A 12555-nucleotide genomic window follows, 5' to 3' on the forward strand; every position below is an offset into this window, starting at 1 on the left:
TCCCATTAAAAAATTACCCGGTCGCCTGCCGGCTGGTCGTGATCACCCCCTTCTTTGAGCATAAGCTGGATATAAAAGGTTTTGCCCTCGCCTTCTTCCGAATCAAACCAGATATTTCCACCGAAATGTTCGATGCTGATCCGCGATATGCTCAGCCCAAAACCGGCCTCCTCATCTTTTTCACTGAAGGTAGGGCGAAAAACTTTCTCTTTCTTATCTTCCGGGATGCCCGTTCCGTTATCCCGAACCTCTATAATGCCGCTGGTCTCATTTTTTGAAACAGCCACGGTGATCCTGGGTTCTCGGCCTTCAGGAACCGACTCAAGCCCGGTCTTAATCAGGTGCGTCAGGGTTCTGCTGATAGTTCTGCTATCACCCCTGACCCAAAGCTCCTCTTCAGTGCTGGTGAAATACACACCGGGGGTTCCCTTTTCCAGTTCGGGAACACCCTTAACCGTGGCTACCATATCAAATTCTTCGTGCGCCGGTAACGGCATTTCCGCAAAGCGGGAGAACGACATGGAAATGCCGGTAATATTTTCTATCTGGTCGCTGATGGAGCCCAGCAATCTCAGGGTGCGTTTTTTCACATCGGGGTGATCAGAAAGCACCAGGCGCTGCAAATGCTGTACCGACAGCATCATGGGCGTAAGCGGGTTCCGGATCTCGTGGGCCAGCTGCTTGGCCATATCGCGCCAGGCCGACTGCTTCTCACTGATAGAAAGGGCCTGCTTGCTTTCTTCCAGCTTCCTGAGCATCCGGTTGTATTCACCGGTCAGCAGGCCGATCTCATCCTTGGCATCCCATACGATCTCTTTATTCTGCTGGTTAAAGTTCACCGATTTAATTTTATCGGCGATCAGCTTCAGCGGTTCGGTCAGCTTTTTACTGGAAACGAAAGAAAATGTATACAGGAAGATAAAGATCACCAGGAATGCTATCAGGAGGGTCTGCCCGATCTGCTTGGTCCACGACTCTACCGCGGTTTGCGCATCCATATAATTCAGGCCGGCAATGCAGGTCAGGTTATCGGCGCTCCCCTTCACCGGCACAAAAGCGGTTTTGGAAGATATCTTGTCCTGGAAGTCATCCAGCAGCACCACCGGCTCACCGTCGTTCTTGATAGCCGCAAAGGCCACGGGATTGATATACAGCGGTTTTTCCAGGTTCTGGTACGGGATAGACGAGGAATAAAACAAGGTGCCGTTCAGGTCATACAGGTTAATATCGACCGATGAGCTGCGGGAAAGATTATCCAGGTTATTCCGGAGGTCTCTTCGTGAGAATTTTCCCGTTTCAAAATTTTGCCCGTAGATATTCAGCACTTCCGATATATTGAGCGATGTAGCCAGTATGGAGTCGTTCCGGATATCGGAGAACATATTTTTTATGATGATGGCGCCGATCACCATGATAATGGTCAGGGGCAGGAGAAAGGCTCCGTTCAGGTAGAGCTGGATTTTCCCCGATAAATTCATCTGGTAACGCCTGAAATCATTGAAAAAGCCCATAAAGATCAGCAATCCCATCACCCCGATCAGCGACACGAAAAAGAGGAAGGAGAAATTGGCCAGGATATCCTTATAAAGCTCTTTCTTTTCAGACACTACAATGATCTTGTCCCCGTCTCCTTTCCTGGCCAGGTGAGAATACCCTTTATACATGGATTCTTTCTCAAAAATACCCAGGTTGCCTGCCAGCACCGAATCAAAAATACGCCTGTAATTGTAATTGCCATACTGGAAAACGAGGTCGCCCGTAGAATCAAAAACCCCGTAGCTGTAATACCGGGTGAACGGGTTATGGGATACCCGTTTCATCTGCAGCAGGGTTTTCAGGGTCAGGTTACTGCTTCTGTTCGGGTAAAGCCTGAAAACAGCAGTTCCAAACTTATGATCTTCTTCTTTTATCTCATGAATGAGGGTATAATACGAGGTTTGACCCGAATTACGGGTGAGGTAAAGATTGGGGTAATCTGTAGGGTCAGACTCTCCCAGGGCATGGTGTGTTAAGGTACTCAGGCCATGTATTTTATGAGGAGCTACTTCTATACCTGCAGAGTCAAAGACCTCGTAAGTGACCAGGAAAGGATCCAGGAAGCTATTGTAGAGCTCCTGCCTTATCACTTCATCTGTCTCCTGGTAGGTCTTCTCTCCCTTCAGCAGGTTTTGAAACAGGTCTGATTTGCCGAGCAATACACTCAGCTGGTGAATCTGTCTTTCCAGGCGCCTGTCTTTGCCGCTCATATAGTTTTCGGCAAAGTTTTCCTTTTCCATCCGGCTGCGCTGTGTGTCTTTCTGAAACAGCACACAGAAGAGGATCAGCGTATAGGCAAAAGCACCTATGATATAATACACGTAGGTGAAAGAACGGAGGCGGTAGAAATACCGGGGCAGGCGTAAGAGGTATACAATGAGCAGGAATACGCTGCTGGTAATCACCACCGGCCCCCAGCCGAGCGCATAGATAAGAAAAATACCTGCTACCGTTCCGTAGGCCCAGTAAAAGGTTCCTTTGCGGTATTCCGGCTGAAGCCGCTTATATACATTGGCTATGGAGTGCGTGGTCAGGAAATAAACACCTAGGAGTATAAAAAGATACACGTACATGGTATCTTTCACATTGCCGAGATAGAAGCTCATCGAGTAATGATTCTCAATCAGGCTTTCCTGGTAGGTATGATCGATTAACCACCATACTGCCCGGCCCAGGCCAAACATAAACAGCACACACAGCAAAGACAGGCCATTGCGCATAAAAGAGCTCATACCTTCCAGGTTCAGGTAAAGCAATGCCCGGTATTGTGCCAGGGAGAATTTGGTCAGGATGATCAGTATGCAGAGCGTGTCAATGAAGAGATTCCCATAAAAGATATCGATCAGTTTGTTCGGAAAGAATATCCACGGCAGGTTGAAATAACGCATCAGCAGCCGCAAAACCAGGAAAGAAGTTCCCATCAGTAAACCCGCGGTCAGGTAACGGTGCGTATTGGATAAGAGGATAGACCGGGTATAAAGAAAATACCATATCAGCAAAATTCCCAGCGTGATCATGATGACGCTGAAAGGCGCCACCGCCAGGCTCAGATGACGCAGGTCTCCCTTAACCTGCGTATAGAAAACGGCCTTCCCGTCTGCTGACCGTACGGTGAGGGCGCCGGGAAAAGCATCTGCCGAGATTTTTTCAGGTTTTATAAAGAAAACAGATGCATTAAAGGGAGGAGCCTTAAAGTTATTTATATAGTTTTCATCGTGCAGCAGGGGAACCACACTTACAATATCATAGTGACTGGTTTTATATGTCACGGGAGTCCTGACCATCACCGAGGGCTCTTTTTCACTGATGAAGAAATTTTCACCGTTCACCAGCAGTACGTCATTGTACGAAGGGATATGATTGTTGCATGACCAGTAGATCAGCTTACCGTTGGCAAAAACAAAATAAGGGTAGGAAGCAGGAACACTCAGCCCTTTAAAAGTTACCGCTTTACCGGTACCGGTCAGCATCCGGATATGGACATGAGTTTTCCTGACCAGGTTAATCTCACGGCTGTAATTCTTCTGCAAAACAGAAGCATAAGTTTTCTCTTCCTGGTAGTTATGGCCAAATATGCCAAATATTAACAGCAAAACGCCCGTAACAAGCACGGCCAGCCTGTTAATGTATTTCATAGCTTTCTTGACTAAATTTTTAGGCTATATTTAAAAGCACGTCTAAATATAGGCGATTTATTTCTAATTATCAGTACCGGTTTCCGCTATATCTTCCAATTATTTTCAACAGCTGCAGAAAATAACCGGTTTGCAATCCAATCAATCTGAAACGCGAAAAACCAGTAAACTGCAACCGACAAAAAAAAGTTCACTTTTTTTCTCCGGGGCTTCTATCTTCTTCCCTTACAGCCCACTGAAGATCAATACCTGAATTTGGTTTCTATCCAGAGGGCAGCCAGGCAGGTAAGAAAAGCCAGGTACCATGCAGTAGCAGCCAGGGGCTGGCCGCGGGGGGCCGCCGGGCCTTCGGGTGTATTGGCCTTCAGCCAGGCCTTCCAACGTTCTGCCGCGGCTAAAGGCGGGTCTTCCACATACACTTCTCCTGCAGGGTCCAGGGTGGTCCAGCCCGTATCTGCAAAGGTATATGTTCCTGATTTTTTTAGCGGGTTAACGGGAGATTCTCCCAGGTAAAGGGTATCGTTAGCGGGTGTCATCCGGCTTTCAGCGCTGAGCCGGGTAATTTCTACCGGAAGAGCCCTGAAAACGGGCGCCGGCACCCGCACTTTTGTACTGTCTGCATTGCGGAGGGCGGCCATAACGGCAGTCCACACTTCACTATAGGTCAGTGTATCACCGCTCAGCCGGGCAGGAAAGGTCTCATTCAGCAAGCTCACGGCCACCAGCCCCCCGTTTTTCTGGAAGAATACGGGCCATTCGCCTACCTGCCGCTGGTTAGGCCGGGCATTCAGCGTAAAGGGAAAAGCCGTAAGCCCGTTTTTTAAAGGGAGAGACTCAAGGGCAGAGGTCCGCTGTGCTGAGAAAGCGGCACCCGTGGCCCGGTTGATGCGGGAAAGGGCGTCCGGCACGTTTTCCAGGCCAAAGAAAAGCACGCTTCTCCCTTCAATGATCGCCTTCTTTACACGTGTATCCGCTGCGTGGGCCGGGGTAGCTATAACCAGGTCGGCAGCCGTTTTTTCCGGAGCCTTGTTGACATAACTTTCGTACAGGGCCGATTGAGCCACTGGCGTTGAGATTTCAACCCGGTGGCTGCGGGCGCCCAGCCACTCTGCCAGGATACGGCTTTCAAAATCCGGGTTATCGATAAGCAGCGCGATGTTCAGCGGCCGGGCCGGCTGAGCATAAAACGGGATGTCCTGCAAAGGCTGCTTTTCCAGTTGAAGCGAAACCGAGTTCCGACCCTCTGCAAATACCGGGAACGACAGTTGAAAAGCATTAAATCCTTTTTGCAGTGAAAGGCTGTCGAGGGTTTTCTCCCCGTAAACCAGCCTTATTTTTGCAGGATCCGTGAGGCTGATCTTGCCGGTAACCGTCTGCCGTTCACCCTGCTGCACCATTCCCTGCCAGTGAATTTCCTGCAGGGTTCCGGGCCTGAAATACGGTATCCACTCCACTTCACTCCCGGCCAGGCGGCTTAAGAGCTGCGGTTCGGCCTCCTGGCCCAGGAAGAAAAGCTTATAGGATCCGTACTGCACAAATTTCTTTTTGAATTCTTTATACGAGATTACCCGTTTGATGCCCCGGGCCATCTGAACCGAGTCTGTCACTTCTGCCGGTATGCCGGCATCACGAACCAGGAGCGTGCCATCGCCCTGCTGTACCGGCCACACCGGTTGAAGCAGGAACAAAACCGCCAACAGGAAAAGCAGGGTATTCAGCAGGATCTTAACGTTCCGCTGCCGGGCACTCAGCGACTTCATACGTACCAGCTTCAGGATAACGGCCACGCCCATGGCCAGCAGCAAACCCGAAAGAAGCCGGCCTGTCAGGGGTTCTATGAAAAGAGAACTGAGTATCATTCGCTTACAACAGGTTTTTCCAGAATAATTTTTCCAATTGCTTTTCACCAAAGCCCGCAGGCGGCAAGGCACTTTTCTGAACGGCACTTATCGTAAACAGTCCTGTTTTCAGGATAGCTTTTTCCTGTGCCGTCAATGCCTGGTCGTTCAACAGCTTCTGAAGCAGGGTCAGCAGCTTCCATTTATCAAGACCCGCGTTAACCACAGCAGCACTGATCTGCCGGCTGAGCAGTGCCACGTCCTGCTTCTGTACCGCTGAAAGTGCGTCATCCGACTCCAGGAAACCAGCCACCTGCCCGGCCAGCCGGCTGACCTGTTCACGGCTCAGCTGCACCTCTGACCGGAAGCCGCGGTTAAATTTTTTCAGCTCTCCTTTCATCCGCAGCTCTTTTTCTTTGATCGGTGGCGGATCATAGCTGGTTTTGGCTATAAAAACCCGCGCTTTCTGCTGTACTTCTTTCAGCAATTCCAGGGCTTTATTTTCATACGGAAGCGCTTTTTCCGGCTCGTAAAGCCGCAAATGCAACTCCGACTGCCACATGTTCTCAAGAGCGGTTTTAAGAATACTGCGCGTAGATTGTTCGTAGAAGGTGTTGGTTTCGGCATCGTCATGCGAATGCACATAGGCCTCCAGGAGCTCGGCAAGCGGATCTTTGCTGCCTTCCAAGGCCGGAGAAGCGGGTTTTCCATGATCGTGTCCATGATCGTGATCGTGGTCATGATGTTCTTCTTCTTCGCTGTCATGCTTATGAATAAAGCCTTCCAGCGGGTTGTCACTGTCCGTGTGCCCGTGATCGCCTATAGAGGTTTCATATTCTTCTCCCAGGTATTGTCCGTACCGGATACGGAGGGCTTTCTGGTCAAACCCGATGTCGTTCGAGACGGCATTAAACCGGGTCTTTTCCATTTTATTCCGCATGGCGATCAGCTTCTCCGTATCTATGATGATCTGTCGCTGGCTCCTGAAATACTCCGGCAGAATATTGACCGCCATGGTAGCCAGCTCGCTTTCATTCAGCGCCGCCGTATCTTTATAGACCAGGAAGTAGGTATCCGATTTACTGAAGTTCGGCTCCGGGGTTTTGTTGTCTACAGCGGCCCAGTAATAGTACAATTCATCACCGGGAGCAAAATTGAGCGCTTTCAGGTCAATGGTGGCCGATACATTCCGGCTCTTAAAAGCCGTTTGGCTAACCGGCAGGCGCACTTCCCGGAATTTTACATTTTCGCCCGAACCGCGCGCCACGGTAGCTACCATATACACCTGCTTCACGAGGAAGTCATCGGATATCCTGGCTGCCACCGGGAGGCTTTCCGGATCTTTCAGGAAATGAAAACGGTACAACTCCCGTGAGGCCGGCTCTATGCGGGGAGCCGCATCTATCAGGGCTTCCAGCCGGTAATAATCCGACTGGTACACCAGTGAATCTTTCCAATATGCCCGGATGGCGTACAAGCCTGAGGCCGACAGCCGGTCGGTATACTCAAAAAATGCGTCCTTCCTGGTGAACGCCAGCTCTTCGCCCCGGCTGTTGTTCAGCGTGACCTTCAGGTTATCTGAGCCGGAGAAGCCAACGCGCCAACGCAAAACCGTGCCGGCCACAGAAGAAATGTTCAGATCCCGGCTGCTTTTTTCAGGTAATAGGGTATATGCCGGTGGCGTGATCCGTACCTCCGCATTCCTGAAACCCGGAACAGGCGGCGAAATACGCTCTGTTTCTTCTTTTCCCGCCGGCTGTACAGAAGAAGCCACAGGTTTGTTTTTCCAACCCGGGAAAAACGCATATACCCCCCAGGCCAGGAGAAGCGCCGGCACAAACGGCCATACGCCGTCATACCATACCTGCGGGGCCTTCCTGTGCTCCATTTGCCGGCCCAGCCTTTCCAGCTGAAGCTGTTCGGCCCCGTTGGGCCGGGCTACGTTCAGCAGCTCCAGGCTGTATTCAGCATCTTCTACCCGGTCATGCAGGATCCGGAGGGCCAGCGGCCGCTTATTTTCAACAGGCTTCAGGAAGAAGGCCCCCGCCAGGAACCCCGTCAGCGCTGCCAGCAGGCTCAGGGCGGGCCGCTGCCCGAGCGCCTGCACCACAAGACCGGCCGATACACCGGCCAGCAGGCAGCGAATCCATGCCGAAACATGGAGCTGGAACCGGACTGACGATATGATTCGGTTAATATGATTCATGCGTTTTTCTGTATAGCTAACCACCGTTCCGCACCCAGTGTCAAAACAAAAAGGATAAGAATAACAGCCGGAAACGGCCCGCTGGCCTGTGAAGCCTGCCTTTCGGCAAATTTATTGCGCAGCTGCTGCGTGCTGAGTGTTTCCGCCGGTGCCTGCGGCATCAGCGCATCCAGGATGATCTCCGGAAGCTCCCCGTTAAAAACGGCATCGGAGCTTTCGGGGTTTAACAGCTCATTAAACCAGCGCACCGTACGGCCCGTTACCGTCTGTTCCACCGGCAAAGCCGCCGCTCCTGAAACCAGGTTCACGCGGGCCGACGAGTCGGGCCGGTGGGTAAACGCCAGGTCATATACCCGGCCGGGCTTGCGCTGATCATCTACCTCGAAACGAATTCCGTACGCTTCTGTAATGGCCCGGAGTGCCGCAGGAATACTCTCTTCCCCGCTTTCCAGCAATACTTTTACAGGCAATTCCCTTTCTTTTATCCCGGTGTTTAAGCGCTCACCTCCGGGTTGGCCGGAAACCGGTTTGACCGTATGGAGCGTATAAGGTGCCGGCAGGTAAACCTGTGTAAAACGGGTAAAATCATCGGTGCCGGCCAGGTAGATTTCTGTCTTTCCCGTTATTTTTACCTTGTTGATCCCGGCCTGGAGGTCGGTGTGCTTCCCGTCAGGCAGCGAAGCAAGGTCTGTTACCGGCTCACCGGTAAACCAGAAACGTTTTTCTCCCCGCTTCCCGGCTTCTTCCAGCTCAAACCGGAAATTTTCCACCACCTCCTTTTTCGGTTGTATCCAGTGAATTTTCTCCTGTTTATCCGCAACTCTCTTCAGTAAGGGTTCACTTAAGCAAAGCACCAGTAAAATCAGCAGTAGGCAGCGCAAAAGCAGCAAAAGGAGGTTTTCCAGGCGCATTCCCCTTGATTTTTGCAGCACTACATCGCTCAGCCAGCGGCTGGCCGCCCACGGCAGCTCCTCCCCTCTCTTCTGGTGCCAGAAGTGGAGAAGAACGGGAAGGCCCACAGCCAGCGCCCCCCAAAGTATGCCGGGGTTCAGGAATTCCATGTGCTTATTGTTTTCAGGGCTTCCGAGATGACTCCGGCCAGCGGCGTGTCGAGCGATGCCCTGACCAGGTGAACGTGAGGAAGCTTCAGCTCTTCTTCCAGCGCAGCCAGGTAGCCTGAAAAAGCCGCCCGGTATTCTTTTCGCACACTTTCTGCTTCCATTTCCAATTCTTTGCCCGTTTCGAGATCTTTAAAACGATAAAATCCTTTGAGGTTGAAATCCAGCTCCTCCCGGCCCAGCACCTGGATGATCAGGATCTGCCGGTACGGTGAAGCCGTTTTGGCTACCAGGTCTGCCCATTCGTTACCGGCCTGCAAAAGATCCGATACCAGGATGAGCAGTTCTTTCTGGTTGTGATGAAATTCAGGAAAAGGCCCTTCGCCCTGCTTTCCTTCCGCCACCGCATTTTCAAGGTGGTACAGGATCCGGTAGAACGCGTTCTTCCCTTCTTTGACCAACAGCCCGGGCTTTCCTTCCTTTACTGTATAAAAGCTTATGGGGTCATTTTGCCGGTAGGCCATATACGCCAGCGAAGCCAGCAGCACCTTGCTGTAATCCAGGCGGCTGATCCCCCCTTCGCTATAATTCATGGAGCCTGACAGGTCAAGCACCAGACGGATATGCAGATGACTTTCCGTGGCCGATTCTTTCACCAGGTACCTGCCTGAGCGGGCATACAATTTCCAGTCCACCCGCCGCAGGTCGTCTCCCGGAAAGTAGGGCCGGTACTGTTCAAACTCGGTTCCTGTGCCGGTACGCCTGCTCTGGTGAACTCCCAGCAGCAGCCGGTCACTGATCACCCGGGCCGCCAGCTGTAAATTATTCAGCCTGACAAGTTCAGTGATATCCATGGGTAAGCTCTTCTATCACGCGGTCTGCAGAAATACCTTCCGCCTCTGCTTTGAAGTTCAGCGCTATACGGTGCCGTAACACCGGGAAAGCCAGCGTCTTTATATCTTCGGGGATCACGGAAAAACGACCGTGCAATACAGCCCGGGCCTTGGAGCACAGCACCAGGGCCTGGCCGGCACGGGGGCCTGCTCCCCAGTCGCACCACTGCTTAACAAAGGCCGATGGGCTGCTTTCAGGCCGGGTAGAGCGTACCAGGGTATTTACTCTTTCCGCCAGCTCATCGCTGATATGCACCTGCCGGGTCAGCTCCTGCAGCTCCAGGATATCTTCGCCGGACAGCACACTTTTAAGGTCTGCTTTTTTTACGCCCGTTGTATTCTTGAGCACCATCAGCTCTTCCTTCTCTGAAGGATACCCCAGCCTGATGTACAAAAGAAAGCGATCAAGCTGAGCCTCAGGCAGCGGGTAGGTACCTGCCTGCTCAATGGGGTTCTGGGTGGCAATGATAAAAAACGGGGCCGGCAGGTCATGCGTAGTGCCCGAATAGGTCACTTTGTACTCCTGCATGGCCTCCAGGAGAGCCGACTGGGTTTTGGGAGGCGTACGGTTGATCTCGTCTGCCAGGACAATGTTGGCAAAGACGGGTCCGCGGGTAAACCGGAAAAACTTCCGCCCGGCCTCTTCTTCCATCACCTCCGTACCGATGATATCACCCGGCATGAGGTCAGGCGTAAACTGGATACGCTTAAACTTCATTTCCAGGGCATCTGACAGGGTTTTCACCATCAATGTCTTGGCCAGCCCGGGTACTCCTTCCAGCAGGCAGTGCCCGCCTGCCAGCAAGGCTATCATGATTTCATCAATGGCTTCTTCCTGCCCTACAATTACTTTAGCAATTTCTTTCTTTAAATCAGGTAGTTTGGCCACCAGGCCTTTATAATGTTCCAATGTTCTCAAACCGTTAATGCATACTTGATGATGTTGACTCCGAATTTTGTATTGTCTTCCATGAGCCAGCGTTTATTTCTAAAATCGTAATCCCATTCGCATCCGTAATCTTTGTTGCTGTAAAGCACACCTATACGCCCGTTCACTTCTATTGCCTTCAGGTAATCGTGCACAAGATCATCACCCCAGCCGTTCAGCTCAAAGCTGGTGGTAGGGGGGCCGTCAAACTCAAAAAAACAGGTATAGATCGGGTGATCATTCGGTATTTTACGGAGGGCATCCTGACCGAAGGTCCGGGCCATTTCCTGCTCGAATGATTTCGCAAAAAGGCCGTCAATGTCGTGATTACAGTCATCTACAAATACAAAGCCCCCGTTTTTGACATAGCGCCGGAAATGATCGCGCTCTTCTGCCGAGAACTCTACCAGCTTATGACCGCTCAGGTAACAGAACGGACTTTTGAAAATCTCGTTACTACTCAGCTGTACTACCTTTTCCTTCTCGTCTACAGGAATGGTCGTGTACTCTACCAGGGAATGCAGGAGATTGGAAGGCATGCGCTGATCCGTATCCCAATTGCCTGATGTGTATTGTATTCTGGTAAAAACAAAAGGTTTCAAAAGTCCGTACTATTTACTTTACACCGCATCTGACAGGGAAGAGAAAGTAAACTCCCTGATCTTCATCGGCGGCACCATATAACTTTGGTTCGATTCCGTGCTGACCACCCGCTCGGATTTACCCAGCGTTTCCAGGTTATTCAGCATGATAATCGGACTTTCATTAAAACGGAAATTCTTGACCGGATGTTTGATTTTCCCGTCTTCAATATAAAATGTACCGTCACGGGTAAGGCCCGTCAGCAGCAGGGTCTGCGGATCTACCGGCCGGATGTACCACAGCTTGGTCACCAGGATTCCCTTCTTCGTATTCCGGATCATTTCTTCCAGGGTGGCGGCGCCTCCTTCCATGATCATGTTGCCGGGATAAGGCACGGGCTTCACCCCTTTCTGCTGCGCCCAGAACCGCGAATAGGCCAGGTTCTTTACCACACCTTTTTCAATCCAGGACACCCGGTTCTGCGCCTGCCCGTCGCCTGACCACGGTGAAGCGGGCAGATCGGGGTGTGAAGGATCCGAATAAATGCTAACGCGTTCATCCACGATCTTCTCTCCCAGGCGGGTTTTACCGCCGGGCTTGCTGAACGACGACCGCCCTTCATCAGCAGCGCGGGCATCCATGTCATAATAGAGGTTTTCCAGCAGCACTGCTGCGGCCGTAGGCTCCAGGATAACCGTATATTTCCCGGGCTCAAGGGCTTTTGCCCCTACCGAGCTCCGGGCTTTTTCTACCGCTATCCGGGTAGCTGCCGCAGCATCCAGCTTCGAGAAGTCGTTATATCCCCGGATCACATACCCCGATCCCTTCCCGTCATCGGTTCTCACGGTGAGCGAGAAGTTAACACCGGTACTCGGGTAGTAAGCAAACAGCCCCTTTGAATTCATCATGGCTGAAAAACCGGTCCGGTTTTCCAGGAAGCCGGCAGAGGTCAGCTGATCCTGCCCGGCCAGTGCCAGACTTTGCGCTACGGCCTCTGCACGCAATGCAGGCGTGATGTTGGCCGTTGACTCAAAATAGCCTTTGGATTTCCCGTACGACTGCGGTTCCAGGACACCCATGTATTCGGGGTTTTCCGGTGCCAGGCGGGCCAGCTCTTCCGATCGCCGGACCACTTTCTCCAGTGAGGCATCGTCAAATTCATCAATCGTGGCCACGCCTACTTTCTTTCCGAAAGCCGACTGTACCACCAGGTTCTGGTTGGTCAGGCTGCCACTGGTAGAAACTTCATTGCGGGCATAGCGGATATTTCCCCGCACTTCACCCGACAGGTTCACTTCACATTGATCTGCCCGGGAGAATTTTATGACTTTTTCAAGCAGGGCTTTTGCCTCTGCTTCTGTTAATATTACTGACATGAT

8 protein-coding genes are annotated in these 12555 nt (G+C 51.7%); all 8 read right to left on the minus strand.

Annotated features, from left to right (window positions below; translation table 11 throughout):
* Positions 1-5: 5 nt before the first annotated feature.
* The 8 genes from AB2U10_RS03250 to AB2U10_RS03285 all read right to left on the minus strand — a co-directional run bounded on the left by AB2U10_RS03250 (position 6) and on the right by AB2U10_RS03285 (position 12552).
* Entirely contained in the window at positions 6-3671 is a 3666-nt protein-coding gene (locus AB2U10_RS03250; protein WP_367914158.1) for an ATP-binding protein, read from the minus strand.
* A gap of 242 nt (positions 3672-3913) precedes the next feature.
* A complete protein-coding gene (locus AB2U10_RS03255) occupies positions 3914-5530 on the minus strand; it encodes a hypothetical protein (RefSeq protein ID WP_367914159.1) in 1617 nt (538 codons plus the stop codon).
* 4 nt (positions 5531-5534) lie between these two features.
* A complete protein-coding gene (locus tag AB2U10_RS03260; protein ID WP_367914160.1) occupies positions 5535-7715 on the minus strand; it encodes a hypothetical protein in 2181 nt (726 codons plus the stop codon).
* Positions 7712-8776, minus strand: a complete 1065-nt coding sequence (locus tag AB2U10_RS03265; RefSeq protein WP_367914161.1) for a BatA domain-containing protein — start codon at positions 8774-8776, stop codon at positions 7712-7714. Before AB2U10_RS03265 ends, AB2U10_RS03260 begins: the two co-directional genes overlap by 4 nt.
* Positions 8764-9627: a DUF58 domain-containing protein gene (locus AB2U10_RS03270; RefSeq protein WP_367914162.1), complete on the minus strand. Its 864-nt coding sequence runs from the start codon at positions 9625-9627 to the stop codon at positions 8764-8766. The genes AB2U10_RS03265 and AB2U10_RS03270 overlap by 13 nt, the downstream gene beginning before the upstream one ends.
* Positions 9614-10576 (minus strand): AAA family ATPase, encoded by a 963-nt coding sequence (locus AB2U10_RS03275; RefSeq protein ID WP_493820153.1) that lies wholly within the window; start codon positions 10574-10576, stop codon positions 9614-9616. Before AB2U10_RS03275 ends, AB2U10_RS03270 begins: the two co-directional genes overlap by 14 nt.
* A 5-nt stretch (positions 10577-10581) precedes the next feature.
* Positions 10582-11196 (minus strand): DUF4159 domain-containing protein, encoded by a 615-nt coding sequence (locus tag AB2U10_RS03280; protein ID WP_367914164.1) that lies wholly within the window; start codon positions 11194-11196, stop codon positions 10582-10584.
* Positions 11197-11214: 18 nt separating this feature from the next.
* Positions 11215-12552 (minus strand): TldD/PmbA family protein, encoded by a 1338-nt coding sequence (locus AB2U10_RS03285; RefSeq protein WP_367914165.1) that lies wholly within the window; start codon positions 12550-12552, stop codon positions 11215-11217.
* Positions 12553-12555: the final 3 nt, after the last annotated feature.

The organism is Leadbetterella sp. DM7 (genome assembly GCF_040829825.2).
Taxonomy (GTDB): domain Bacteria; phylum Bacteroidota; class Bacteroidia; order Cytophagales; family Spirosomataceae; genus Leadbetterella.

Coding starts and splice junctions, on each gene's coding strand:
- AB2U10_RS03250 (WP_367914158.1), bottom strand. CDS start 3,671: ATGAAATACATTAACAGGCTGGCCGTGCTTGTTACGGGCGTTTTGCTG.
- AB2U10_RS03255 (WP_367914159.1), bottom strand. CDS start 5,530: ATGATACTCAGTTCTCTTTTCATAGAACCCCTGACAGGCCGGCTTCTT.
- AB2U10_RS03260 (WP_367914160.1), bottom strand. CDS start 7,715: ATGAATCATATTAACCGAATCATATCGTCAGTCCGGTTCCAGCTCCAT.
- AB2U10_RS03265 (WP_367914161.1), bottom strand. CDS start 8,776: ATGGAATTCCTGAACCCCGGCATACTTTGGGGGGCGCTGGCTGTGGGC.
- AB2U10_RS03270 (WP_367914162.1), bottom strand. CDS start 9,627: ATGGATATCACTGAACTTGTCAGGCTGAATAATTTACAGCTGGCGGCC.
- AB2U10_RS03285 (WP_367914165.1), bottom strand. CDS start 12,552: ATGTCAGTAATATTAACAGAAGCAGAGGCAAAAGCCCTGCTTGAAAAA.